This is a genomic window from Streptomyces sp. NPDC058701 (assembly GCF_042715295.1).
Taxonomy (GTDB): domain Bacteria; phylum Actinomycetota; class Actinomycetes; order Streptomycetales; family Streptomycetaceae; genus Streptomyces.
Genome location: NZ_JBHXSY010000005.1, coordinates 234605 through 259500, shown reverse-complemented (window position 1 = coordinate 259500; position 24896 = coordinate 234605). Strand labels below are relative to the sequence as shown.

Here is a 24896-nt window from a genome sequence, read left to right as displayed (position 1 = left end):
TGCGGCAGGAAGGATGGGCATCAGGCTGGTGGCACGAGGCCCGTGATCGCGCCATGGTCCCAGACGCGATCGGGTCAGATGACAGGTGGTCTGCCCAACCGGGTCAACCGCCAGACCGTCCGCCACCGCATGGGCCGGCGGGGGCCGCAGGGAGTGGTCCACCCCTCGCGGAATCCGCCGAACCAGGCCTTCAGTGCGGGCGCCGACGGCCTGCGGACGAGGGTCAGCAGGAGCCAGACCCCCAGGTAGACGGGGACCAGTGGGGCGGGCAGGTTGCGGCGGGCGAGCCACACCCGGTTACGGGCAACCATACGGTGGTAGACCGCGTGCCGGGAGGGGGACGTGGTGGGGTGCAGCAGCACCATGTCCGCCCGGTAGTCGATCAGCCACCCTGCGTCGAGCGCCCGCCAGGCCAGGTCCGTCTCCTCGTGGGCGTAGAAGAACTCCCCCGGAAGGGGTCCGACCTGCTCCAGCACCGAGGTGCGGACCGCGCTGGCGCCGCCGAGGAAGGTGGTGACGCGCGAGGAGCGCATCGGGTCCGAGGCGCGCAGCCGGGGCACGTGCCGGCGCTGGGTGACACCGGTCTCGGGGTCGGCGATCCGGAAGCTGACGATCCCGAGCTCCGGGTCCTCCGCGAAGGCCTGGCGGCACAGCTCGGCGGTGTCGGTCCGTTCCAGCAGCCCGTCGTCGTCCAGGAACAGCAGGGCGTCCACGTCGCGGCCGCCGGGGCCGAAGGCCTCGATGCCGACGTTGCGGCCGCCCGGGATGCCCAGGTTCTCGGGCAGGGAGACCGTACGGACGCCCTCGGGCATCCCGGTGACCTCCACGCCCTGGCCCACCACGACGACCTCGACGGGCGCACCGTCCTGGCGGGCCACCGAATCGATGAGCGCCTTGAGGTCGTCGGGCCGGTTGCCCATGGTGATGATCACGGCGCCCAGCCGCATCGGGGCGCTCACTTGAGCCTGCTGGAGGCCAGGACGGACACGAGGTGCAGCACGGTCTGCAGCACCGCGATGCCGGCCAGTACGGCGACGCCCAGCCGGGAGAAGTACAGGTCGCCGCGCATCTGGTCCAGCACGGCCAGCACCAGGATGAGCAGGGACGCCTCGATGCCGAGGACGAGGCGGTGGAACTTGAGCGCGGCCGCGGCCCGGCGGGCGACGGCCATGCCGGAGGAACGCGGCACGGCCGCCGCGTCCTGGACCACGGGCTTCCCGGCCTGGTGGCGTGCGACGCCGACCAGGTCGGTCTCGGCCTTGATCAGGATCGCGCCGAGGGCCGCCAGGGTGCCCAGGAAGGCCCACAGCCAGTCGATCCGCCCGCTGCCCCACAGGTCGGAGGCGCGCAGGCCGAAGCCGACGAGGACCGCCGCGTCGCACAGGTAGGCGCCGACGCGGTCGAGGTAGACGCCGGAGAGCGAGTACTGCTTCTTCCAGCGGGCGACCTCGCCGTCGACGCAGTCGAGCAGCAGGTACATCTGCACCGCGACCACGCCGAGGACCGCACCCCAGACACCGGGCACGAGCAGGGCCGGGAGGGCGAGGACGCCGGCGAGGGTCATCACGTAGGTCAGCTGGTTCGGCGTGACCCGGGTGGTGACCAGGAGGCGGGTGATGCGCAGGGAGATCTCGCGCATGTAGAGGCGCCCGCCCCAGTGCTCGCCGCTGACCCGGTCCTTGACGCCCGCCGGGTGAACGACGGGCCGGAGTTCAGCTACGGATGGTCTTGGCATAGTCGGCGTAAGCGTCCCTGATCTCGGCGGCGGACAGGTTGAGGTGCTCCAGGATCGTGAAGCGTCCCGGGCGGGTCTGGGGGGCGTACTCGACGGCGGCGACGAACTCGTCGACGCTGAAGCCGATCTCCTCGGGCGCCACCGGCAGGCCGTGCCGGCGCAGCACCTCCACGAAGAGGCCCGACTGCTGCTCGGCGCCGCGCAGGTGCATGGCGAAGGCGGCTCCGAGGCCGACCTGCTCGCCGTGGAGCGCGGAGCGTCCCGGGTACAGCAGGTCGAAGGCGTGGCTGATCTCGTGGCAGGCGCCGGACGACGGGCGGGTGTCGCCGCTGATCGACATGGCGATGCCGGAGAGGACCAGGCCCTCGGAGAGCACGGTGAGGAACTCGTCGTCGCCGCAGCCGCCGGGGTGGCGCAGCACGGACTCGCCGGCGGTGCGGGCCATCGCGGCGGCGAGGCCGTCGACGGGCTCGTCGTTGAGCCGGTGCGAGAGCTCCCAGTCGGCGATCGCCGAGATGTTGGAGATGACGTCGCCGATGCCCGCGCGGATGAACCGCACCGGGGCGTCCTTGATCACGTCGAGGTCGATCACCATGGCGATCGGCGTCGGCACGCCGTAGGAGCCGCGGCCGTTGTCGTTGTCCAGGATGGACACCGGTGAGCAGATGCCGTCGTGCGAGAGGTTGGTGGCGACGGCCACCATGGGCAGTCCGACCCGCGCCGCGGCGTACTTCGCCACGTCGATGATCTTGCCCCCGCCCAGGCCCACGACGGCGTCGTAGCGGCTGCCCTTTATGTCGTCGGCCAGCTTCACGGCGGAGTCGATGGTGCCGTCGACGACCGGGTACCAGTCGGCGTGCGGCAGCACGGGCTCCAGCTTGGCGCGCAGCGCCACGCCGGAGCCGCCGCTGATCGCGATCGCGAGCTTGCCGGACGCCGAGATCCGCTGGTCGGCCAGGAGGCCGGCCAGGTCGTCCATGGCGCCGCGGCTGATGTCGACGACGACCGGCGAGGGGATCAGCCTGGTCAGTACTGGCATGCGATCGTCCGGCCCTTGGCGAGGTCGTCGTGGTTGTCGATCTCGACCCACTTGACGTCGCCGATGGGGGCCACGTCGATCGTGAAACCGTCGTTGACGAGCTGCTGGTAGCCGTCCTCGTAGTAGAGGTCGGGGTCGCGCTCGAAGGTGGTCTTCAGCGCCGCGGCCAGCTCTTCGGCGGCCTCGGGCTCGATGAGGGTGACGCCGATGTACTCGCCCGTCGCGTCGGCCGGGTCCATCAGCTTGGTGATCTTCCGCACGCCCTCGCCCTCGGCGGTGACGACCTTCATCTCCTCGTCGGCCAGGCTCTTGACCGTGTCGAGGGCGAGGATGATCTTCTTGCCGTCGCCGCGGGCGGCGAGCAGGGTCTTCTCGACGGAGACCGGGTGGACGGTGTCGCCGTTGGCGAGGATCACGCCCTGCTTCAGGACGTCACGCGCGCACCACAGGGAGTAGGCGTTGTTCCACTCCTCGGCCTTGTCGTTGTCGATCAGCGTGATCGTGACGCCGTACTTGGCCTCCAGGGCCTCGCGGCGCGCGTAGACCGCCTCCTTGCGGTAGCCGACGACGACGGCGACCTCGGTGAGGCCGACCTCGGCGAAGTTGCCGAGGGTCAGGTCGAGGACCGTGATGCTCTCCTCGTCGCCTTCGGGGCCGACGGGCACGAGGGCCTTGGGCAGGGTGTCGGTGTAGGGACGCAGACGGCGTCCGGCACCGGCAGCGAGGACAAGGCCGATCATGCTGGTTCTCCTTCGTCGTGTACGGCGGGTGCTCCGGAGGAGACCCAGAAGCGGATGCTCTCCACGAGCACCACGAGTGCCACGAACACGGCGGTGGCCGTGAGCGCGACGGGGAACGCGTCGCGTGCGAGGACGGCGGCCAGGACCACGGTCAGCAGGACCCGGCCCTCGTGACCGCCGATCGACCGCACCAGCCAGTGCGGGGGCGCGCCGGTGCCACCGCGAATCCGGTACACCGTGTCGTAGTGATGGTAGGCGACCGCCGCGATCAGGCCGAATGCCGCCGGAAGGGCTCCGGGGACGTCCGCCTTCGCGGCGAGGATCAGCACGGTGGTGTACTCGGCCGCCCGGAAGACGGGCGGGACGAGCCAGTCGAGGGCGCCGGTCAGCGGGCGGGCGACGGCGGCTCCGGCGAGCAGCGCGTACACGACGGCGGCGATGACCACCTGCCGGCTGCCGAAGTCGTAGGCCCAGGCGGTCCAGAGCAGGGCGACGGAGCCGATGACGGCGGCGGCGATCCCGGCGCCGGGCACCGTGCGGCCGACGAGCCGGGCCGCGAGCTCGGCCAGCGGGCCCGAGTCGGCGAGGTCGGCGAGGGCCCGGGCCGCCCGGGCAGTGCGCTCGGCCTTGCGGGTCAGGGAGCGCAGGACGCGGCCGGCGGTGGTGTAGAGGGCGCCGAAGGCGCAGCCGACGAGCAGCGCGCAGAAGACGATCCGGGGGGTGGTGAGCGCGGTCAGCACCGCGATCATCGCCCAGCGCTCGCCGATCGGAAGAATGATCATCCGGCGGAGCCAGACGGTCCAGCCGACGCTGTCGAGCTTGTCGGAGAGCGCGGCCGTGGGGCTCGTGTTCGCGGTGGCGTCGTGGTTGGCCTCGTTGAAGGCGAAGTCGACGACGTGCCGGCAGGTCATGAGGATCATGGAGCCGAGGGCGAGGGCCCAGACGTCGTCCCCGTTGCGGGCGGCGCCGAGGGCGAGGCCCGCGTAGAAGGAGTACTCCTTCGCACGGTCGAAGGTGGCGTCGAGCCAGGCGCCCATCGTCGAGTACTGGAGCGAGTAGCGGGCGAGCTGCCCGTCGGTGCAGTCCAGGACGAACGAGACGAGGAGCAGCACGCCGGCGGCGACGTAGCCCCAGCGGTCGCCGGTGGCGGCGCAGCCGGCCGCGATCAGGGCGGTGATCAGCGAGGCGGTGGTGACCTGGTTCGGGGTCAGGCCGCGGCGCGCACACCAGCGGGCGATGTAGCGCGAGTACGGGCTGATGCAGAAGGTGGTGAAGAAGCCGTCGCGGGACTTCACGGCGGTCCGCAGCCGTACGGCCTCGTCGTCGACGGAGGCGACGGCGGCGACGGCCTCGGCCCGTTCCGCGGGGGTCGCGGGGACGGTGGCGACGAGCGTGCCGAGCTCGGGGCGCTGGACGGCGGTGCCGGCGGCCTCGACCGCTTCGGCGAGGCGGTCGGCGTACGGGACGCGGAGGGCCGGACCGGCGCCGGCGGCGCCGGGGGCGCCGCCGGTGAGCGCACCCGCGGCCGCCGCGCGGTCCAGGGCGGGGCGGGCACCGGGCTGGACGGCGAAGGCGCCCGTGACGGCGCAGGCGTCGAAGCGGGGGTCGGTCAGCGCGAGGCGCAGCGCGTGGACGTGCCCGACGAACTCGCTGTCGACGAAGGCGACCCGCTGGTCGGCCGGTACGCGGGCCAGTGCGGCGGCGGCGTCCTCGGGGTCGGTGGCGGGGCGGACGTCGAAGCCGAGGGAGCGCAGCTCGTCCGCGAGCGGTGATCCGGGCACCGGCAGGCCGGTAAGGATGACGGTCGGCAGGCGAACTCACTCCTTGTAACGAAATCCGAAGCGCGCGCCGCGTGGGCGGCGACACGTCGGCAGAGGCTATCGGATGAATGGAAGCAAGGGTTCATCACCCGTTTACGCCCCGATAAGCCGAATATTCCCGGGCCCCGGGCCCGGGCGGGATCATCATTGACGATCATGCCGAGGGATCACAAACCGCCCCGGTGTTACGGTGGACGACGACGTGTACGAGCGTCGTCCGTGCGTCCTGAATCACCACACGGTGACCGAACGGGAAAGAGGTGGGGTTGATGACCGTCGTGAAGGTCGCGGCCATGCGCAGCGAACTCCGGCACATCCCCCGTTCCTTCCGGGCATCCGGCCGGGCCTGATCACGTACTGACCGATCGGTCCCGTCGGCCGGAGCCCCCGTTCAAGGGTTCACGTTGACCGACACCGACAACACCCGCTCCAGCTCCTCCGACACCTCGTCCGGCTCGGGCCTGCCGGAATCCGGGTCCGCCGTCTCCGGCGCCGCTTTCTTCGAGGCGTTCCTCACCCTGCACGCCGGTCTGCCCCGGCAGGCCCCCGGTTCCGACGCGTCCACCCGGCACCTGCTGTCCCTGTGCGGACCGCTGCCCGAGCGGCCGCGCGTCCTCGACCTGGGCTGCGGTCCGGGCCGCAGCGCCCTGCTGCTCGCCGCCGAGGCGGGCGGGCACGGCGCCGGGGTGACCGCCGTCGACCTGCACGAGGGGTTCCTCGACGAGCTCCGTACGGCCGCCGCGGCCCGCGGGCTCGCCGACCGCGTCCGCACCGTCCGTGCGGACATGGCCGCGCTCCCCTTCGAGGACGGTTCCTTCGACCTCGTCTGGGCGGAGGGCTCCGCCTACATCATCGGCTTCGACGCCGCGCTCGCGCGGTGGAAGCGGCTGCTCGCCCCCGGCGGCGCCCTCGTGCTGACCGAGTGCGAGTGGACCGTCGCGGAGCCGTCCCCGGGCGCGCGCGCCTTCTGGGACCCCCGGTGCGCGCTGCGCACCACCGCGCGCGACCTCGCGGCCGCCCAGGCCGCCGGGTACCGGGTGCTCGGCGTGCACCGGCTGCCCGACTCCGACTGGGACGAGTACTACGGTCCGCTCGCGGCGCGGGTCCGCACCCTCCCCGGCGGGGTCTCCCCCGCCGGGGACGCCGCGCTGGCCGCCAGCCGCGCCGAACTCGACGCCCGGGCCCGTTACGGGCACGAGTACGGCTACACCGGGTACGTCCTGCGCCCGGTGACCGCCGGGGACGGACCCGCCTGGCCCGCCCGCCCGGAGACCGCGGCCGACGCGCCCGCCGTGCGGGCGGTCCACATGGCGGCGTTCGACACCCCGCTCGAAGCCGACCTCGTGGACGCGCTGCGCGCGGACGGCTCCTGGGTCCCCGGGCTGTCGTACGTGGCCGAGGCCCCCGACGGGTCGGTGGCGGCGCACGCCCTGCTGACCGCCTGCGAGGTCGACGGCGCGCGTGCGCTGGCGCTCGCGCCGGTGGCGGCGGACCCGGCGGTCCAGCGTTCGGGCGCGGGCAGCTCGGTCGTACGGGCCGTGCTCGCGGCGGCCAGGGAGCGCGGGGAGTCGCTGGTCCTCGTCCTGGGGCACCCGGAGTACTACCCGCGCTTCGGTTTCGTGCCGGCGTCGCGCTTCGGGATCCGGGCGCCGTTCGAGGTGCCCGACGAGGCGCTGATGGCCCTGGTACTGGACGATTCCGTTCCGGTGCCGGCGGGAACGATCAGCTATCGGGCCCCGTTCGGGGTCTGACGTACCGGACGCGGACGTCCGCCCCTCCCCGTCGTACCACGCGGGGAGGGGCGGACATGCGTGGATCTCCGAAGTGGGGACAAGCCGCTTTTGTACGGCAGACTGAAGGCCGGAGTCCGAAGCGAAGGATGGGTATGCCGACCACACCAGCCACCGCCGCGAACAGCGCGTCCAACGGCACCGGTACTCAAGAACCGATCATGCTCGAACTGGTCGACGAGGCCGGCAACACCATCGGCACGGCGGAGAAACTGTCCGCCCACCAGGCTCCCGGCCTGCTGCACCGTGCGTTCTCAGTGTTCCTCTTCGACGAGCAGGGCCGCCTGCTGCTCCAGCGGCGGGCCCTCGGCAAGTACCACTCGCCCGGCGTCTGGTCGAACACCTGCTGCGGTCACCCCTACCCCGGGGAGTCGCCGTTCGCGGCGGCCGCCCGGCGGACCCACGAGGAGCTGGGGCTGTCCCCGTCGCTGCTCGCCGAGGCGGGCACCGTGCGCTACAACCACCCGGACCCCGCGTCGGGCCTGGTGGAGCAGGAGTTCAACCACCTGTTCGTGGGACTGGCGCAGTCGGCGCCGCGGCCGGACCCGGAGGAGGTCGGCGACACCGCGTTCGTCACCGCCGCCGAGCTGGTGAAGCGCCACGCCGACGCTCCGTTCTCCGCCTGGTTCATGACCGTGCTCGACGCGGCGCGGCCGGCCATCCGCGAACTGACCGGGGACGCCGCGGGCTGGTAGGCCGCGGGCCGGCAGGCCCCGGCCTCCGCTTCGACCTCGCATCGGTCTCTGCATCGGCCTCTGCCTCTGCCTCGGCGGATCAGCCCGCCGGGGCCACGGCGGCCAGCGGCAGCGCCGCCCAGATGACCTTGCCGCCGGTCGAGGTGTGCTCGACGTCGCAGACCCCGCCGGCTTCCAGCGTGATCTCCCGCACCAGGAGCAGGCCCCGCCCCCCGGTCTGGCCGAAATCGGCTTCCAGGGCCTTGGGGCGGTACGGGTGGTTGTCCTCGACGGCCACCCGTACCCATTCCCGGCCGATCGCCACCTCGACCGCGACCTCCGGCGAGAGCAGGGCGGCGTGCCGGACCGAGTTCGTCACCAGTTCGGAGACGATCAGCAGCAGGGAGTACACCAGGTCCTGCTGGACCGGCACCCCCTGCCGGCCGAGGAGCTCGCGGACCGCGCGGCGCGCCTGCGGAACGGATTCTTCTACCGCGGGAGCGGTGAATCGCCACACTCCCTCGTACGCGAGGGGGTCGGCCGCGCCCTCCGGCTCCCCCTCCCCGGCCGGCGGGACGCTCCCGCTGTCGTCCATGTTCCGTCCCCCGTCTTCACGCTCGATCGTCTCCACGCGTCAAGAGTGGGGACCAGTCCGGTCCGGACCGGACGGCTGACCATAAGTCAGCGTCATTAAGACGCTTTCTGACCGTCGGCGTATGACGGAGTCAGTTGTTCGGCTGTTCCTGATCTGCTGTCGGTCGTTTCTCGGCCGCCCCGCGGGTCCCGCCCACCGCCCCCGCCTCCGGCGACACCTCGTCCTCCCTGACCAACCCCAGGATGCGCCGGGCCCCCATGCCCAGCGCCACGAGGCTCAGACCGTCGAACAGCAGGGCGAGGGAAAAGAAGGTTCCGATCACGTACAGGCTGTTGCCCGGCCAGTTGAACAGGATCAGAACGCCCAGCAGGACCCCGAAGGCGCCCTGGACGAGCGCGAGCCCGAAGTTGCTGCCGCGCACCACCAGCGAGCCGACCAGGCGGAACACCCCGCCGGTGAGGAAGAGCAGCGCGGCGAACATGGTGAGCGCCTCGGCGCTCGCCTCGGGGCGGCGCAGGATCACGAAGCCGGCCGCGATGTTGATCGCCGCGACGATGACGGCGAGCCAGAAGTAGTTGCTCCGGCGCGACTGCACGGCCTGCAGCAGCCCCACCGCGCCGCCGATGAGCAGCAGCCATCCGAAGAGGAACATCGAGGTCAGCGTGGCCACGCCGGTGTAGACGAGACCGACCAGACCCGCCAGGACGAGGATCACCCCGAGCGCGGTCAGCAGTCCGAAGCCGCGGCCCAGCTTCTTCTTCTCCTGCTGGGGCTCCCGGCCCGTCGCCTCGGTACGGTCTGCGCCCATGAGCGTGCCACCTCCTCGCACCCCCCGGGACGGACTCCCCTGATCATAGGAGCGGGCGCCCGGGATAGCATCCGGCGCATGGACGCAGCCCCGGACGCAGCCCCGGACCCAGTGCCCGGTGCGGCCCTCCGGCACTCGGTCGCCGGCGGAGTCGCCACCCTCGTCATCTCGCACCCCGCCAAGCGCAACGCCATGACGGCCGCCATGTGGCGGGCGCTCCCCCCGCTGCTGGACGGCTTCGCGGCCGACCCCGCCGTGCGGGCGCTCGTCCTGACCGGGGACGGCCCGACCTTCTGCGCGGGGGCGGACATCTCCTCCCTGACCGGGGACGACGACCCGCAGGCCCTGGCCGTGGCGGCGGAGGAGGCCCTGGCCGCCTTCCCGAAGCCGACGCTCGCGGCGGTCCGCGGATTCTGCGTGGGCGGGGGTGGCCAGCTCGCCGCCGCCTGTGACCTGCGGTTCGCGGAGGAGGGTGCGTCGTTCGGGGTGACCCCGGCGAAGCTGGGCATCGTCTACCCGGCCTCCTCCACCCGGCGCCTCGCGTCGGTGGTGGGTCCCGCGTGGGCCAAGTACCTCCTCTTCTCGGCGGAGTTGGTCGACGCGGAGACGGCGTTGCGCGCCGGCTTCCTCAACGAGCTGCTGCCGCCCGGGCAGCTGGACGAGCGGATCGCGGAGTTCACCCGGATCCTGGTCTCGCGCTCGCAGCTGACGCAGGCGGCGGCCAAGGAGTTCGCGGACGGGCGCACGGACCGGGACGCGTACTGGGCGGGCCAGGCGGCCGGGAGCGACGACACCGCGGAGGGCGTCTCCGCGTTCCTCTCCCGCCGTCCGCCCGTCTTCACGTGGACGCCGGACGCGGGCGCTACTGCGGGCTGAGCCCCCGCAGGCGCGCGACGAGCTCGGCCGGGGCCTTGTCCGGCGAACCCGCGTCGTAGGGCGGCTGCGGGTCGTACTCGGTCATCAGCTGGACGGTCTGGGCGACCTCGTCACCGGCGATTTTGCCGAGCAGGGTCAGCCCCATGTCGATCCCGGAGGACACCCCGGCGGCGGTGACGTACTTCCCGTCGAACACCACCCGCTCCCCCGTGGGCTCGGCCCCGAAGCGGGGCAGCCGGTCCAGGTACAGCCAGTGCCCGGCCGACCGGCGCCCGTCGAGCAGCCCGGCCGCGGCGAGCAGCAGCGAGCCGGTGCAGACGGACGTGGTCCAGGTGGTCGTCGCGTCGACGGCCCGCAGCCAGTCGAGGACGGCGGGGTTCTCCATCTCCGCCTCCGGGTGCGGCCCGCCGGGCACGATCACGATGTCGGGCCGCGTCACCTCCCCGAGCGCCTTGTCGGCGACGAGCGCGAGCGCTCCGCTGTCGGTGCGGACCGGACCGGGGCGCTCGGCGACGAACACGGTCTCGGCGCCGGGAAGCCGGCCGAGGGTGTCGAAGGGGCCGATGGCGTCGAGGGCGGTGAAGCGGTCGTAGAGCAGTACGGCGATCTGCATGGCTCCTCCGGAGCGGTGGGGCGGTCGGGAATTCGGGCGGTCGGATCGTCGCGCACCGGGGCCGTCGAGCGGCCGGTACGGCAGGGGGCCGGGCGCCCCCTGTACGGGGATCGGGCCGTCACGGGGTGCCGAAGCGGCGGCGGTATTCGGCCGGGGGCTGACCCAGGGTCTTCACGAAGGCCCGCCGCAGCGCCTCCGGCGTCCCGTACCCGCAGGCCCGGGAGATCTGCGCGATGCCCTCGCCGCCCTCCTCCAGGAGCCTGCGCGCGTGCTCCACGCGCACCCGCTCCACGTACCGCCCCGGCGTCACCCCCGTCTCCGCCCGGAAGGCCCGGGCGAAGTGGCGCGGCGAGAGGCGGGCCCGCAGGGCCAGGGCCTCGACGCTCAGGTCGCCGCCGGGGTGCTCGGTGATCCAGTGCTGTACGTCGCGCAGCGGCTCGCGCCGTGCCGTCTGGGCCGCCAGCTGCGCACTGAACTGGGCCTGGCTGCCCGGCCTGCGCAGGAACACCACCAGGTGGCGGGCGATCGTGAGCGCCACGTCCCGGCCGTGGTCCTCCTCGACGAGCGCCAGGGCCAGGTCGATCCCGGCGGTGATCCCGGCCGAGGTGGCCACGGGCCCGTCCCGCACGTAGATGGGGTCGGGCTCGACGGTGACGGCCGGGTAGTCGCGTGCCATCTGCTCGCAGGCGTTCCAGTGAGTGGTGGCCCGGCGCCCGTCGAGCAGCCCGGCCTCGGCCAGCAGCAGCCCGCCCGTGCACACCGACACCAGCCGCTCCGCGCGGTCGGCCCGGGCACGGAGCCAGTCGATGAGCCTCGGTTCGAAGTCGGCCGTGTACCGGCCGCCGGGAACCAGCAGCGTGGTGCCGGGCCCCGGCCGGGCGCTCTCCAGGTCCCCGTCGGGCAGCAGGGTCAGCCCGCTGCCCGTACGGACCGGGGCGCCGCCCGGGGACACCGTCCGGATCGTGTAGCCGGTCAGACCGGGGAAGCGGGACACGGCGTCGAACACCTCGACCGGTCCGGTGACGTCCAGGCTCTGCACCCCGTCGTAGAGGACGGCGAGCACGTTTCGCAGCGGCATGCACCCATGGTGTGACGCCCGACGGGTGGCCGCAATGACGGGCGTCCCACCTTTCCTGCCCTGCGGCCGGCCGGCCCCCGGGGCGAACCCGCCGGGCCCGGGCCGGGGCCGGCCGTGCTGGTCGGCGCGGACATCGGCCCGGACCCGACCCACGCCGGTTCGCCGGCCATCCTGCCGGTTCGCCGGCCATCCTGCCGGGGCGGCGGATCCTGCACGCGCACGGCGACCGGGTGTCCCTCGGGGAGTTCACCCGCCCCGGCCCGGTCACCACTCCGGCCGCCCTCGTCGGCGCCGTGGCCGCCCCGTGGGCGGGCCTGCGACTGGTCGGGGCCCGAGCTCCGGGCCCGGATAGGATCGGCAGATCATGACTGCAACCCTCGTCGCCAAGAAGCTCACCGCTGCGCACGGTGAGCGCACCCTCTTCGCCGATCTCGACCTCGTCGTCGCGCCCGGCGACGTCATCGGCCTCGTCGGCGTCAACGGCGCCGGGAAGTCGACCCTGCTGCGGATGCTCGCCGGGCTGGACGTTCCCGAGACCGGTGAGCTGCGCCTCTCCCCGCCGAGCGCCGCCGTGGGCCACCTCCCGCAGGAGCCGGAGCGCCGGCCCGAGGAGTCCGTACGGGAGTTCCTGGCCCGGCGCACGGGTGTGGCGACGGCGCAGGCGGAGCTGGACGAGGCGACGCAGGGCCTGGTGGACGGCACCCCGGGCGCGGACGACGCGTACGCGACGGCGCTGGACCAGTGGCTGAACCTGGGCGGCGCCGACCTCGACGAGCGGGCCCAGGAGGTCGCGGACGACCTCGGGCTGGCGGTCGGCCTGGACCTGCCGATGACGGCGCTCTCCGGCGGGCAGGCGGCCCGGGCGGGCCTCGCCTCGCTGCTGCTGTCCCGGTACGACGTGTTCCTGCTGGACGAGCCGACGAACGACCTGGACCTGGACGGCCTGGAGCGGCTGGAGCGGTTCGTGAAGGGGCTGCGCGCCGGCACGGTCGTCATCAGCCACGACCGTGAGTTCCTGGCGCGGACCGTCACCAAGGTCCTCGAACTCGACCTGGCCCAGCAGGAGATCAACCTGTACGGCGGCGGGTACGACTCCTACCTGGAGGAGCGCGAGCGGGCCCGCGGCCACGCCCGCGAGGAGTTCGAGGAGTACGCGGGCAAGAAGTCGGCCCTGGAGGGCCGGGCCCAGATGCAGCGCAACTGGATGGACAAGGGCGTGCGCAACGCCCGCCGCAAGGCGAGCGACAACGACAAGATCGGCAAGAACCTCCGCGGCGAGTCCAGCGAGAAGCAGGCCGCGAAGGCCCGCCAGACGCAGCGCGCGATCGAGCGCCTCGACGTCGTCGAGGAACCGCGCAAGGAGTGGGAGCTGCGCATGGAGATCGCGACGGCCCCCCGCTCCGGCTCGGTGGTGGCCACCCTGCGCGAGGCGGCCGTCACGCGCGGGGACTTCACCTTCGGGCCGGCCAGCCTGCAGATCGACTGGGCGGACCGGGTGGCGATCACCGGGGCCAACGGCGCGGGCAAGTCCACGCTCCTCGCCGTCCTGCTGGGCCGGCTGGCGCCGGACTCGGGTGCGGCGACGCTCGGCTCCGGCGTCCTGGTCGGCGAGGTCGACCAGGCCCGCGGGCTGTTCCTCGGCGGCGAGCCGCTGCTGGAGGCGTTCTGCGCGGCGGTACCGGATACCGAGCCCGCCGAAGTGCGCACCCTGCTGGCCAAGTTCGGGCTGAAGGCGACCCACGTGCTGCGTCCGGCGGCCACCCTCTCGCCGGGCGAGCGCACCCGGGCGGCGCTCGCGCTGCTCCAGGGCCGCGGGGTCAACCTGCTGGTCCTCGACGAGCCCACGAACCACCTGGACCTCCCGGCGATCGAGCAGTTGGAAGCCGCCCTGGAGGCCTACGAGGGCACGCTGCTCCTGGTCACGCACGACCGCCGCATGCTGGACGCGGTCCAGGTGACCCGCCGCCTGCGCGTCGCGGACGGCAAGGTCACCGAGTTGTAGCCGCGGCGCGGGCGCGGCGCCGCCACGGCACCCGTCAGTGCGCGGCGTCCGCCGGGGGCCGCCGCGTACGGGCCATCCTCCGGGCGACGAAGCCGCGCGGGAGGTGGCGGGCGGCGAGCGCGTACGCCTGGTAGCGGCGGCCGGTGATGCTGAGCGGGCGGCGCCGGGCGAGGTCCTTCAGGGCCTTGGCCACGACGGCGTCCGGCTCCAGCCAGACGGCGTCGCTCAGGGCGCTGACGTCCATCCCGGCCCGCGCCTGGAACTCGGTGCGGGTGAAGCCGGGTACCACCGCCAGGACCCGGACCCCGTACGGCTCCATGTCCACCCGGAGCGACTCGCTGAACGCGGTGACCCACGCCTTGGCCGCGCCGTACGTCCCGGTCGGCAGCAGGCCCGCCACCGAGGACACGTTCAGCACCGCTCCCCGGCGCCGCTCGCGCAGGCCGGGCGCGGCCGCGTGGGTGAGCCGCAGCGGGACCCTGACCAGCAGGTCGAGCATCCGCTCCTCGTCCTCGACCGGGCTGTACGGGAAGGGCGCCGGCAGCCCGAAGCCGGCGTTGTTGACGAGGACGTCCACGGGCGCCGCCCGGTCGGCGAGCCGCTCCGCGACCGCGGCCAGGCCCCGCTCCGTCAGCAGGTCGGCGGGCAGGACCTCGGCGGTCACGCCGTACGCGCGGCCGAGCCGCTCGGCGACGGCGTCCAGCCGCTCCTTGTCGCGGGCCACGAGCACCAGGCCGCAGCCCTTGGCGGCGAAGCCGCGGGCGAAGGCCTCGCCCAGGCCGGCGCTGGCACCGGTGATCAGTACGGTGGTCAAGGGGTGTCACTTCCTCGCGGTGGTGCGGTTCACGGGGTGGCGGCGGTGGTGGCCGGCGAGGCGTACGCCCGGGCCACGTCGACGAGGAACCGGGCCTCGTCCTCCAGGTCCCCGCCCTCCTCGGAGGTCTGGATCGCCGCGGGCAGTTCCAGCGCGGCCGCCTCCGCGCTCTGCCCGGGCAGTCCGGCCAGTTTGGCCCGGCGGGCCTCTCGCAGGACGCGGGCCAGCGCGGCCGCGGTGCGGCGCTGCTCGGGAACCCCGGCTCCGGCGACGTGGGTGCGGGCGCGTTCCAGGGCGCCCGGGGCGACGTGCTCCCCCAGGATCAGGATCGCGTCGCGGGTCTCGATGACCTTGCGGTAGACGAGCAGGTTGCGCGGGACGGGCGGCCACAGCAGCTCGACGACCCGGCCGGCCCGCGGCTTGTTGAGCGCCACGTGCGGGACGGCCTGGACCAGGTCGCGCCAGAGCGGCCACAGCCGCCAGGCGGTGACGACGTCGGCGGCGGTGCGCCGGAAGGTGAACAGGGTCGGCACCAGGATCGCGGCGGCGCGCAGCAGGCCGTGCAGGTTCATCAGCAGCGGCAGCGCGGGCATCGCCCAGGTGCTGCCGGTCAGGGCCTTGAGCAGGTACGCCAGCCAGAACAGTCCGGCGAGGGCCGTGCCGAGGCCGAACAGCCGCAGCCCGGCGGCCAGTCCGCGGCTCTCGGTGCGGCGGCTGTAGCGCCAGCACAGGGCGACGCAGACGGTGTTGGCGATCACGTGCGCGGAGATCAGGACCAGCCAGTACGCCAGAGAGGGCACCGGCTCGCCGACCGGCGGCATGGTGTGCGTGCCGTGTCCGGGCGCGGCGGCGTCCAGGGTGACGAGCGCGGCCAGCCAGGCGACCGTGGCGGCGCCGGAGGCGAGTTGGAGCCGGCGGCCGCGGGTGGTGGCGGCGACGAAGTAGAGCACGGCGCCGGCGGACAGCACTCCGATGAGGTTGCGGACGAGGCCGATGGTGTGCGCGTAGCCCGGGTCGCGGGCCATCGCGTAGGCGACGACGGCGGGGAGGTTCAGGGTCATCGCGGCGGCGGCGGTGGCGACGGCGAGCCACAGGCCGCGCTGGTGCGGGGAGCGCAGGGCGCCCGGCGCGCGCAGCAGGACGGCGATCCAGAGGCAGACGACGCTCGGGACGGCGAGCCAGTCGCCGAAGGCGGTCAGGTCAGCTGCCATCGTTCCCCCGCTCGTACCCCATGGCGGACTCCAGCCGGGCGAGGATGCCCCCGGGCCGGGCCGCCGACGGGGGGCCCGCGTGCACCGTACGGATGCGGATCATGCTGGCGAGCATCTCCGCCTCCTGCTCCTGGCGGGTGGTGTAGTTGGTGCGTCCCAGCACGGTGGGGGCGCCGCCGTGGGCTTCCTCCCCTTCCAGCGAGTGGTGGCCGAAGAGGATGTGGCCGAGCTCGTGGAGGACGATGTGCTCCCGGTGCAGCGGGGTGGTCTGCGCCTCGTAGAAGACGTAGTCGATGCTCGCGGTGCCCACCCAGAGCCCGCAGACCCCGGACTCCGCGGCTTCCCTGGGCAGCGGGTGGAGCCGGATGGGGCGGCCGCGCTGCTCGGCGATCCGGTCGCAGAGCGCGTCGAGGGAGAACGGACGGGTGAGATCCAGATGGCCGAGAATGTTCTCGCACCTCTTGCGCAGGCTGAGTTGCCGGTGGGGCATGTGATCCCTCTTCGGACCCTTTCTCGGGCAGCGTCGGTAGGCGTGTGCGGGCAGGGGCATGGCGTCCTGTGCCTTCAAGGCGGCCTCGGGGGAAACGGTCCTGAGGGGGGAAACGCGGAAGCCCGTTCGCCGGGTGACGAACGGGCGTTCCACCATGCCTACAGATCTTGTGCGGACGTTGGCAAGGCGCCGGAGCCCGCGGGGAGGCTATTCGGCCATTCCGTACGGGTGCCGCGGGCGCCGGGGTGGCTTCAACGGCACGGCGCGGCCGCCGCGGCTACCGCTTGCGGCGCTCCTCGGGGCCGGTGAGGCCCGCGCGGCGCAGGGCGTCGGCCATGGCGCTGTTCGCCGGAGCCGGGGCGGCGGCGCCGGGGCGCTGGCCCTGGCCGCGCTGACCCTGGCCTTGGCCCTGGCCCCGCTGGCCCTGGCCGCCCTGGCCGCCCTGGACCCGCTGGCCCTGGCCGGCCGGTACCTGGCCGCGCTGGCCCTGGCCGCCGCTCTGGCCGCGCTGCTGCGGGGGCCGGCCTCCGCCCCGCCGCTCCTCGCGCTGGCGGGGCGCGCCGGGGGAACGCTCCGCGCCGGGCTCGTCGTCGATGCGCAGGGTGAGCGAGATCCGCTTGCGCGGGATGTCGACCTCCATGACCTTGACGCGGACGATGTCGCCGGGCTTGACCACGTCGCGCGGGTCCTTGACGAAGGTCTTCGACAGGGCCGAGACGTGCGCCAGGCCGTCCTGGTGGACGCCGATGTCGATGAAGGCGCCGAAAGCGGCCACGTTGGTGACCACGCCTTCCAGGATCATCCCGGGGGCCAGGTCGCCGATCTTCTCCACGCCCTCCTTGAAGGTGGCCGTCTTGAAGGCGGGGCGTGGGTCCCGGCCCGGCTTCTCCAGCTCGCGCAGGATGTCCGTGACCGTGGGCAGGCCGAAGGCCTCGGTGACGAACTGCTCCGGCCGCAGGGAGCGCAGAACGTCGGTGTTGCCGATCAGGGCCGCCACCTCGCCGCCCGCCGTCTTGCCCATGGCCCGGACCACCGGGTAGGCCTCGGGGTGCACGGCCGAGGAGTCCAGCGGGTCGTCTCCGTCGCGGATCCGCAGGAAGCCCGCGCACTGCTCGTACGCCTTGGGGCCGAGGCGTGCGACGTCCTTGAGCCCCTTGCGGCTGCGGAAGGGGCCGTTGGCGTCGCGGTGGGCGACGATGTTCTCGGCGAGCCCGCCGCTGATGCCCGACACGCGGGAGAGCAGGGGCGCGGAGGCCGTGTTGACGTCCACGCCGACGCCGTTCACGCAGTCCTCGACGACCGTGTCGAGCGAGCGCGAGAGCTTCACCTCGGCCAGGTCGTGCTGGTACTGGCCGACGCCGATCGACTTCGGGTCGATCTTCACGAGCTCGGCGAGCGGGTCCTGGAGCCGGCGGGCGATGGAGACGGCTCCGCGCAACGACACGTCCATGTCGGGGAGTTCCTGCGAGGCGAAGGCCGAGGCCGAGTACACGGAGGCGCCCGCCTCCGAGACCATCACCTTGGTGAGCCGGAGCTCGGGGTGGCGGGCGATGAGGTCCGCGGCCAGCTTGTCGGTCTCGCGAGAGGCGGTGCCGTTGCCGATGGCGACCAGCTCGACCGCGTGCTCCTCGGCGAGGCGGGCCAGCTTGGCGAGGGACTCGTCCCACTTGTTGGCGGGAACGTGCGGGTAGATCACCTCCGTGGCGACGACCTTGCCGGTGGCGTCCACGACCGCGACCTTGACGCCGGTCCGGAAGCCCGGGTCCAGGCCGAGCGTGGCGCGGGTGCCGGCGGGCGCCGCGAGCAGCAGATCGCGCAGGTTGGCGGCGAAGACCCGTACGGCCTCGTCCTCCGCGGCCTGGCGCAGGCGCGTGCGCAGGTCGATGCCGAGGTGCACCTGGATCTTCGTGCGCCAGGCCCAGCGGACGGTGTCGGCCAGCCACTTGTCGGCCGGCCGTCCGCGGTCGTTGACCCCGGCGCGGCGGGCGATCATGCCCTCGTACGTGGAGGGGCCGGGGGTGTCCGCGTCCTCGGGGGCCTCCGGCTCCAGGTCGAGGACGAGGACGTCCTCCTTCTCGCCGCGCAGCATGGCGAGCACCCGGTGGGAGGGCAGCGCGGTGAACGGCTCGGCGAAGTCGAAGTAGTCGGCGAACTTCGCGCCCGCCTCCTCCTTGCCCTCACGGACCTTCGCGGCGAGCCGCCCGCGGCCCCACATGCGCTCGCGCAGCTCGCCGATCAGGTCGGCGTCCTCGGCGAACTTCTCGGTGAGGATGGCGCGGGCGCCGTCCAGGGCGGCCGCCGCGTCGGCGACCCCCTTGTCCCCGTCGACGAACGCGGCCGCGGCGACGGCCGGTTCGACCGACGGGTCGGCCAGCAGGCCCTCGGCGAGCGGCTCCAGGCCCGCCTCGCGGGCGATCTGTGCCTTCGTGCGCCGCTTGGGCTTGAAGGGCAGGTAGATGTCCTCCAGCCGGGCCTTTGTGTCGGCCGCGTTGATCCGCGCCTCCAGGTCGGCGTCGAGCTTGCCCTGCTCCCGTACGGAGTCCAGGATCGCGGCACGCCGGTCCTCCAGTTCCCGCAGGTACCGCAGCCGCTCCTCGAGGGTGCGCAGCTGAGCGTCGTCGAGCATCTCGGTCGCTTCCTTGCGGTAGCGCGCGATGAACGGCACGGTGGAGCCGCCGTCGAGCAGCTCTACGGCGGCCTTGACCTGCCGTTCCCGCACGCCGAGCTCGTCGGCGATCCTGCATTCGATGGACGTCGTCACGATCGGGTCCCGCCTGCCTTCGTTTGCACTGGAAGGCTGCCAATTGTGGCAGGTGGCCGCGGCAAGGGCGGGTAAGCCCGCCACACGGCGGCCCCGGGACGGGTCAGGCCTTGCTGCGGAGGTCCCCCGGGAAGGCCCCGGCGGTGACGGCGCGCACGACGAATCCGCCGCCGAGTTCCGCCAGCCGGGCCAGGCCGGCCGCGCCGAGGTGCTCGTACGGGGCGGCGTCCAGCCGGTCGGTCTCGGCCTCCAGCCGCTCGCGCACGGCGGCGCCCTCCGCGGTGAGCGCGCCGTCGGCGTCGAGGACCCCGCGCCGGCGCAGCCGGTCGGTCGCGGCGTCCAGGTCGGACTGCTCCCAGCCGCGGATGGCCTTGAGCCACTTCGGGCTCATGCCCTTGCCGGTGGCGGTGTGGCTGACCAGGGCTTCGAGCGGGTCCAGGCCGGCGGTGAGCAGGGCGGTGAGGTGGCCGTCGCCGCGGTGCTCGCGCAGCAGGGTGGCGGCGTGCCACAGGCGCAGGTGGGGCTCGGCGGGCACCGGGAGGTCTGCGTGGGCGGAGTAGAGGGTGCGGCCGTGCCGGGTACAGGCCTCGGTGGCGCGCAGGGCGAGGTCGGCGGCCTCGGCGAGCTCGGGCGACTCGACGGTCTCGGCGCCGAGGAGGCGGCGCAGGGTGGTGTCGGCGGCGCGCAGTCGGGCGGCGAGGGCCTCGGCGGGCGTGACGGTGTCCCACACGGCGGGGAGGTGCCGGGCGACGAGGTCGTGGCGGTAGTTGTAGAACGCGGCGGTCACGGCGCCCGCCCCGACGGCTCCCATGGCGGCGGACCGGTGGGCGAGGTTGACGGCGACCGGGTCCTTGACCCCGAGGGCGGCGAACTCCCTGGTGGTGTCCGGGGAGAAGTACACGGTGGAGTGCAGCGGGTTGATCGCGCCGTGCCAGGCGTGCCGGGCGGCGAGCGGGGGAAGCGTCGAAACGGTCATGGCGGCCAGGTTACCGACTGCTCAGTATGTCGGGTAGCCCGCCGGGGCAGGTGAGGCCCCCGGTGCCCGGGACACCCCGCGCGAACGGTCGTTTCCGGTCGTTCTCCGGCCCGGGTCCGGGCGCGGCAGCCCGCCCCACCGGCCCGCCGGGCCCCGGCGTGACGGCCGAATGGCGATCGTGTGAATGCAGGGGCCATGGACATGACGTGGGACGCCAGGGGTGAATACGGTCGAACGACGAGACCTTGAACCGCACTGTCTCCCCTACCACTTGGAGCCCTTCGTGCACCGCAAAGTCATCGCCCCGAGCGTGCTCGCCGCTTCCCTCCTGCTGGTGATCCCGGCGTCGGCGGCGAGTTCCGGTCCGGGCGCCCCGGGTATCGGCGATCCCTACTACCCGGCCAGCGGCAACGGCGGATACGACGTGTCGCACTACGACCTGCGCCTGCAGTACCAGCCGAAGACGGACCTCCTGGAGGGCACGGCCACCCTCCTGGCCACCACGAAGCAGGACCTCTCCCGCTTCAACCTCGACTTCGGCCTCAAGGTCAGCGAGATCCGGGTCAACGGCACGAAGGCGAAGTTCGCCACGTCCGGCGACCACGAGCTGGAGGTCACCCCGGCGAAGCCGCTGGCACGGGGCGCCTCGATCAGCGTCGTCGTCAAGTACGCCGGAAAGCCCTCCGAGTTCACGGTGGACGGCTGGTCGGCGTGGCAGCGCACGCCGGACGGCGGCGTGGCCGCGCAGGAGCCGGACTCGGCGGTCTGGTGGTTCCCGAGCAACGACCACCCGACCGACAAGGCCACCTTCGACGTCTCCGTCAACGTCCCCGACGGCACCCAGGCCATCAGCAACGGCGTGCTCCAGTCGCAGACCTCGCGGCTGGGCTGGACCCGGTACAACTGGCGCTCCAACAAGCCGCAGGCCACGTACCTCGCCACCCTCGCGGTCGGCAAGTTCGACATCACCACCGACAAGACGGCGAGCGGACTTCCGATCCTCAACGCCTACAGCAAGGACCTCGGCGACAACGCGGGCGCCGCCCGCGCCAGCGTGGAGCGCACCGGCGAGGTCGCGGAGTGGCTGGAGGGGGTGTTCGGGCCGTACCCCTTCAACGCACTGGGCGGCTACGTCCCGAACGTGACCGCCGGCTTCGCCCTGGAGACCCAGACCCGTCCGTTCTACGGCCCGCGCCAGTTCCAGAACGGCGCGAACGTCTCGGTGGTCGTGCACGAGCTGGCCCACCAGTGGTACGGCGACAGCGTGTCCGTCGAGGGCTGGAAGGACATCTGGATCAACGAGGGCTTCGCCCGCTACAGCCAGTGGCTGTGGTCGGAGAAGGAGGGCGAGGGCACCGCGCAGGAGCTCGCCGACTGGGCGTACGTCCTCCGCCCGGCCGAGGACCCGTTCTGGCAGGTCAAGCCGGGTGACCCGGGTCCGGAGAACCAGTTCCACGGCGCCGTGTACGACCGTGGTGCCATCGCCGTGCAGGCGCTGCGCAACGAGGTCGGCGACGAGAGGTTCTTCCAGATCCTGGCGGGCTGGCCGACCGAGCGGGCGCACGGCAATGCCAGGGTCGGCGACTTCGTGCGGTACGCGGAGAAGATCTCGAAGAAGCCGCTGGCCCAGCTGTTCGAGACCTGGCTCTACACCCCGGGCAAGCCGGACGTCTCGGCCCTGAACCCGGCCGCCGCCAAGGCCGCGCAGTCCCCCTCGGCGCGCTCGCTCCCGGCCGCCCCGGCCGAGCGGGTGGAGCCGAAGTCATGGAAGAAGATCGCGGAGACCAACACGGTCCACGACCACGGTCACTGAGGTCCGTCAGCGGGCGGCGGCGTGCCACCGGGCCCGCGCCGCCCGCGCGACGGGCAGGTAGCGCAGCCGCTCGGGCAGGAGCGGTACGAGGATCCGCACGGCGGTGCTGAACCGCCGCAGGCGGCGTTCCTGGGCCGGGGTCCACTCCAGGCCGACCGCGGCGCGCGCGTCGGGCGGCATGTACCCGACGGTGACGAAGGCCCGCAGGCGCAGGAACGCCGCCCGCAGCACCGGCCACGTGAGCCGCAGCAGCAGCCGTACGGGCAGCGGGCCGCCCTCGGGGCGGGGCAGCGGCACGTCGGTGGCGACGAGCTCCCCGGCGACCTTCGTCGGCTCGATCTCCTCGGCCAGCATGCGACGGTAGTAGACCCAGTACTCCTCGATGCTCTGCGGCATGTCCCGGTCGTGGAGCCCGAGGATGCGGCCCACCTGGAGCCACTCGCGGTAGAGCTGCCGCTCCTGGGCGGGCGTGAAGCGGCGCAGCAGGTAGCGGCCCGCGTAGAGGTAGACCGGGAAGCCGCTGGCGTGCACCCAGGCGTAGCAGGCGGGGTCGAGGGAGTGGTAGCGCCGCCCCCGGGTGTCGGTGCCCTGGATCTCCTTGTGCAGGCGGCGCACCCGGCGCCCCTCCTCGGCGGCGTCCTCCCCGCCGTACACCCACAGCTGGACCGAGCGCAGGGAGCGCTCGCCGCGGCCCCAGGGGTCGGTGCGGAAGACGGAGTACTGGTCGACGCCGGCGCCGATGGCGGGGTGGGCGACCTGCATGGTGAAGGCGGCGGGGAGCATCAGCAGGGTGCGGACGTCACCGGCGATCGTCCACAGCACGCCGCCGGGCGGCGGCGGCTCCGGGTCGGCGCGGTGGCGGGTGGCCGTCCTGCCCGGCGTTCCCTTCGCGGGGTGTTCCGTCGTGCTCATGAGTGCGTCCCCCAGGGTCTGGACCCGGGCCGTGTCTTCCGGATCCCCTTTCTCCCCAGTATGACGGGGGTCGCGGGGCTTCTGCCGGGGCCCCCGCCGGTGCATCCTGCGGGGATGGACCTGTCCCCCTCCGCGTGGCTGGAGACCCTCGCCCCGTACGTGCTGGCGGTCGCGGCGATCACGCTGGCCGCCGTCGCCGCGGTCGCCGTGGCGCTCCTCGCGGTACTGCACCTCGCGCTGCGGCGGCGGCTGCGGCGGCCGGGGCGGCTGCGGCCGGACCGCGGCTCCGGGGCCGCCCGTACCGCCGGAACGGGGGGCCTCACGGCGTTCACCTGGACCTCCGCCGAGGAGTGACCGGCTCCGGTCCCGCCCGCGCCCCCACGTCGTCGCGCTGCGGACAGAAAGTCTTGTCACGGGTGTTACCCCGAAGTAACCGTGGCTGCTTGGATGACGGAGCCGATCTTCCCCAGCAGGAATGATGGAGACCTCATGCTGCTCACCTCCCACCGCCGCCACCGGGCCGCCGCCGCGGCCGTCGCGGCGATAGCCGCCGGCGCGCTGGCCGCCACCACCGCGCCGGCCGCCTCGGCCGCGGAGAGCGCCGCCGCCCCGCGGCTCAGCGTCCTGTCGTACAACGTGTTCCTGATGAGCAAGAGCCTCTACCCGAACTGGGGCCAGGACCACCGGGCTGCGGAGATCCCCAAGGCGGCCTTCTACCAGGGCCACGACGTCGTCGTCCTCCAGGAGGCCTTCGACAACGCCGCCTCGGACGCCGTCAAGGCCAACTCGGCCGCGCGCTACCCGTACCAGACCCCGGTCGTCGGCCGCAGCAAGAGCGGCTGGGACGCCACCGGGGGCGCGTACTCCTCCACCACGCCGGAGGACGGTGGCGTCACGGTCCTGAGCAAGTGGCCCATCGTGCGCAAGGAGCAGGTGGTCTACAAGGACGCCTGCGGCGCCGACTGGTGGTCGAACAAGGGCTTCGCCTACGTCGTTCTGAACGTCAACGGCGCCAGGGTGCACGTGGTCGGCACCCACGCGCAGTCCACCGACCCCGGCTGTGGCGCGGGCGAGGCGGCGGAGATGCGCGCCCGCCAGTTCCGGTCGATCGACGCGTTCCTCGACGGGAAGAACATCCCGGCGAGCGAGCAGGTCATCGTCGCCGGTGACCTGAACGTCGACTCGCGCACCCCCGAGTACGCGGCCATGCTCGCCAACGCCGACCTGGCCGACACCGACAGCCGCACCGGGCACCCGTACTCCTTCGACACCGCGCTGAACTCGGTCGCGTCCTACCGCTACCCGACGGACCCGCGCGAGGACCTGGACTACGTCCTGTACCGCAAGGGCAACGCGCGCCCGGCGGGCTGGGAGAACACCGTGCTCAAGGAGCAGTCCGCGCCGTGGACCGTCTCCAGCTGGGGCACGAACTACACGTACACCAACCTCAGCGACCACTACCCGGTCATCGGCCGCTGACGACTGCGCGCCGTCCCCTCCCGTCCGACGGCGGCGCGGCCGCGTGCGCGCGCTGCGCCGGCTGCGGCGCCTTGTGGACCGGGGCCGGTGTGATCGCGGTCTGAACACTGCTGCGCCCCGCCCTCCGGCAGCAGGGGGCGGGGCGCACCGGCGTACGGGGTCAGGACACGTCGGCGCGGACGCTGTCCCCGATCAGCCCGTCGGTGTACGTCACCGACTTCGCCGTGAACGTGCCCTTCCCGGTGACCGCCCCGGTGACGTTCTCGCCAGGCGCGAGCTCCACCGTCGCAATCTGGTTCTCGTCAGCGCCCAACTCGGCAGCGTATTTCGCGCCGTTGGCGTCAGTGATCGCGAAGTACAACGGGTTCACGTTGATTGGCTTCGAGCTGTTGTTCGTGACGGTCACCGACACGGTGGTGTACGCGCCGCCCTGCGCGATGATGCTCTTCTTGAACGCCGCCTTCTTCGCTACGACTGCCACCGCGACCTTCTTCTCCGGGACCTTCGACGCCGGCGCGGACTCCCCGCCCGCGGGCTGCGACGCGACCGGCGGCTTCGACGTGGTGTCGCCGGCGTCACCGCCTACCACTGCCACGACGATGCCGAGCAGGATGAACAGGCCTAGGACACCGAGGCATCCGAACCCGACGATCTTCCCCACAGACGACTT

Annotated in this window: 23 protein-coding genes; 7 read left to right on the top strand and 16 right to left on the bottom strand. The window is 73.2% G+C overall.

The window, feature by feature from the left end; all coding sequences use genetic code 11:
* Window positions 1-74: 74 nt before the first annotated feature.
* From ACFWW8_RS07570 to ACFWW8_RS07550, 5 genes are read right to left on the bottom strand one after another with little or no spacing between them, the layout of a single operon-like run.
* A complete protein-coding gene (locus ACFWW8_RS07570) occupies window positions 75-947 on the bottom strand; it encodes a glycosyltransferase family 2 protein (RefSeq protein WP_386525121.1) in 873 nt (290 codons plus the stop codon).
* A gap of 8 nt (window positions 948-955) precedes the next feature.
* A complete protein-coding gene (locus ACFWW8_RS07565) occupies window positions 956-1735 on the bottom strand; it encodes a CDP-alcohol phosphatidyltransferase family protein (RefSeq protein ID WP_386524945.1) in 780 nt (259 codons plus the stop codon).
* Window positions 1713-2774, bottom strand: coding sequence for an iron-containing alcohol dehydrogenase family protein (locus ACFWW8_RS07560; protein ID WP_386524942.1), 1062 nt, complete (start codon window positions 2772-2774; stop codon window positions 1713-1715). Before ACFWW8_RS07560 ends, ACFWW8_RS07565 begins: the two co-directional genes overlap by 23 nt.
* Window positions 2762-3514 (bottom strand): sugar phosphate nucleotidyltransferase, encoded by a 753-nt coding sequence (locus ACFWW8_RS07555; RefSeq protein WP_386524939.1) that lies wholly within the window; start codon window positions 3512-3514, stop codon window positions 2762-2764. Before ACFWW8_RS07555 ends, ACFWW8_RS07560 begins: the two co-directional genes overlap by 13 nt.
* Window positions 3511-5325, bottom strand: a complete 1815-nt coding sequence (locus ACFWW8_RS07550) for a DUF5941 domain-containing protein (protein WP_386525118.1) — start codon at window positions 5323-5325, stop codon at window positions 3511-3513. Before ACFWW8_RS07550 ends, ACFWW8_RS07555 begins: the two co-directional genes overlap by 4 nt.
* 470 nt (window positions 5326-5795) lie before the next feature.
* On the opposite strand from ACFWW8_RS07550, the gene ACFWW8_RS07545 reads away from it, so the two are divergent.
* Together ACFWW8_RS07545 and idi are read left to right on the top strand one after the other, a co-directional pair.
* Window positions 5796-7085: a GNAT family N-acetyltransferase gene (locus ACFWW8_RS07545; RefSeq protein WP_386525115.1), complete on the top strand. Its 1290-nt coding sequence runs from the start codon at window positions 5796-5798 to the stop codon at window positions 7083-7085.
* Window positions 7086-7219: 134 nt separating this feature from the next.
* Window positions 7220-7819: an isopentenyl-diphosphate Delta-isomerase gene (gene idi / locus ACFWW8_RS07540; protein WP_386524936.1), complete on the top strand. Its 600-nt coding sequence runs from the start codon at window positions 7220-7222 to the stop codon at window positions 7817-7819.
* A gap of 79 nt (window positions 7820-7898) precedes the next feature.
* On the opposite strand, the gene ACFWW8_RS07535 is transcribed toward idi, so the two are convergent.
* Both ACFWW8_RS07535 and ACFWW8_RS07530 read right to left on the bottom strand, forming a co-directional pair.
* A complete protein-coding gene (locus tag ACFWW8_RS07535; protein WP_386524933.1) occupies window positions 7899-8429 on the bottom strand; it encodes an ATP-binding protein in 531 nt (176 codons plus the stop codon).
* Between the two features lie 94 nt (window positions 8430-8523).
* Window positions 8524-9201, bottom strand: coding sequence for an HdeD family acid-resistance protein (locus ACFWW8_RS07530; RefSeq protein ID WP_386524930.1), 678 nt, complete (start codon window positions 9199-9201; stop codon window positions 8524-8526).
* Between the two features lie 78 nt (window positions 9202-9279).
* Here ACFWW8_RS07530 and ACFWW8_RS07525 point away from each other — a divergent pair, with 78 nt between their 5' ends.
* Window positions 9280-10077: an enoyl-CoA hydratase/isomerase family protein gene (locus ACFWW8_RS07525; RefSeq protein ID WP_386524928.1), complete on the top strand. Its 798-nt coding sequence runs from the start codon at window positions 9280-9282 to the stop codon at window positions 10075-10077.
* On the opposite strand, the gene ACFWW8_RS07520 is transcribed toward ACFWW8_RS07525, so the two are convergent.
* Both ACFWW8_RS07520 and ACFWW8_RS07515 read right to left on the bottom strand, forming a co-directional pair.
* Window positions 10064-10690, bottom strand: a complete 627-nt coding sequence (locus ACFWW8_RS07520; RefSeq protein WP_386524926.1) for a DJ-1/PfpI family protein — start codon at window positions 10688-10690, stop codon at window positions 10064-10066. The genes ACFWW8_RS07525 and ACFWW8_RS07520 overlap by 14 nt on opposite strands.
* A gap of 118 nt (window positions 10691-10808) precedes the next feature.
* Window positions 10809-11768, bottom strand: a complete 960-nt coding sequence (locus tag ACFWW8_RS07515) for a GlxA family transcriptional regulator (protein WP_386524924.1) — start codon at window positions 11766-11768, stop codon at window positions 10809-10811.
* 364 nt (window positions 11769-12132) lie between these two features.
* Here ACFWW8_RS07515 and ACFWW8_RS07510 point away from each other — a divergent pair, with 364 nt between their 5' ends.
* Entirely contained in the window at window positions 12133-13770 is a 1638-nt protein-coding gene (locus ACFWW8_RS07510; RefSeq protein WP_386524921.1) for an ABC-F family ATP-binding cassette domain-containing protein, read from the top strand.
* 34 nt (window positions 13771-13804) lie between these two features.
* On the opposite strand, the gene ACFWW8_RS07505 is transcribed toward ACFWW8_RS07510, so the two are convergent.
* The 5 genes from ACFWW8_RS07505 to ACFWW8_RS07485 all read right to left on the bottom strand — a co-directional run bounded on the left by ACFWW8_RS07505 (window position 13805) and on the right by ACFWW8_RS07485 (window position 20022).
* The gene (locus tag ACFWW8_RS07505; protein WP_386524918.1) at window positions 13805-14584 is read right to left on the bottom strand and encodes an SDR family NAD(P)-dependent oxidoreductase; all 780 of its coding nucleotides are present in this window, start codon (window positions 14582-14584) and stop codon (window positions 13805-13807) included.
* A 29-nt stretch (window positions 14585-14613) separates the two neighbouring features.
* Window positions 14614-15795, bottom strand: a complete 1182-nt coding sequence (locus ACFWW8_RS07500) for an MAB_1171c family putative transporter (protein ID WP_386524915.1) — start codon at window positions 15793-15795, stop codon at window positions 14614-14616.
* Window positions 15785-16285: a hypothetical protein gene (locus ACFWW8_RS07495; protein ID WP_386524912.1), complete on the bottom strand. Its 501-nt coding sequence runs from the start codon at window positions 16283-16285 to the stop codon at window positions 15785-15787. The genes ACFWW8_RS07500 and ACFWW8_RS07495 overlap by 11 nt, the downstream gene beginning before the upstream one ends.
* A gap of 277 nt (window positions 16286-16562) precedes the next feature.
* Complete coding sequence (locus ACFWW8_RS07490) at window positions 16563-19046, bottom strand: Tex family protein (RefSeq protein ID WP_386524910.1); 2484 nt, start codon at window positions 19044-19046, stop codon at window positions 16563-16565.
* Between the two features lie 103 nt (window positions 19047-19149).
* The gene (locus ACFWW8_RS07485; RefSeq protein WP_386524907.1) at window positions 19150-20022 is read right to left on the bottom strand and encodes a hypothetical protein; all 873 of its coding nucleotides are present in this window, start codon (window positions 20020-20022) and stop codon (window positions 19150-19152) included.
* A gap of 283 nt (window positions 20023-20305) precedes the next feature.
* On the opposite strand from ACFWW8_RS07485, the gene ACFWW8_RS07480 reads away from it, so the two are divergent.
* Entirely contained in the window at window positions 20306-21835 is a 1530-nt protein-coding gene (locus ACFWW8_RS07480) for a M1 family metallopeptidase (RefSeq protein WP_386524904.1), read from the top strand.
* A 6-nt stretch (window positions 21836-21841) separates the two neighbouring features.
* On the opposite strand, the gene ACFWW8_RS07475 is transcribed toward ACFWW8_RS07480, so the two are convergent.
* The gene (locus ACFWW8_RS07475) at window positions 21842-22747 is read right to left on the bottom strand and encodes an oxygenase MpaB family protein (RefSeq protein WP_386524901.1); all 906 of its coding nucleotides are present in this window, start codon (window positions 22745-22747) and stop codon (window positions 21842-21844) included.
* A 114-nt stretch (window positions 22748-22861) separates the two neighbouring features.
* On the opposite strand from ACFWW8_RS07475, the gene ACFWW8_RS07470 reads away from it, so the two are divergent.
* Window positions 22862-23101, top strand: a complete 240-nt coding sequence (locus tag ACFWW8_RS07470) for a hypothetical protein (RefSeq protein WP_386524899.1) — start codon at window positions 22862-22864, stop codon at window positions 23099-23101.
* 135 nt (window positions 23102-23236) lie between these two features.
* The gene (gene sph, locus ACFWW8_RS07465) at window positions 23237-24226 is read left to right on the top strand and encodes a sphingomyelin phosphodiesterase (RefSeq protein ID WP_386524896.1); all 990 of its coding nucleotides are present in this window, start codon (window positions 23237-23239) and stop codon (window positions 24224-24226) included.
* Between the two features lie 160 nt (window positions 24227-24386).
* On the opposite strand, the gene ACFWW8_RS07460 is transcribed toward sph, so the two are convergent.
* Entirely contained in the window at window positions 24387-24887 is a 501-nt protein-coding gene (locus ACFWW8_RS07460) for a DUF4352 domain-containing protein (protein ID WP_386524893.1), read from the bottom strand.
* Window positions 24888-24896 lie beyond the last annotated feature (9 nt).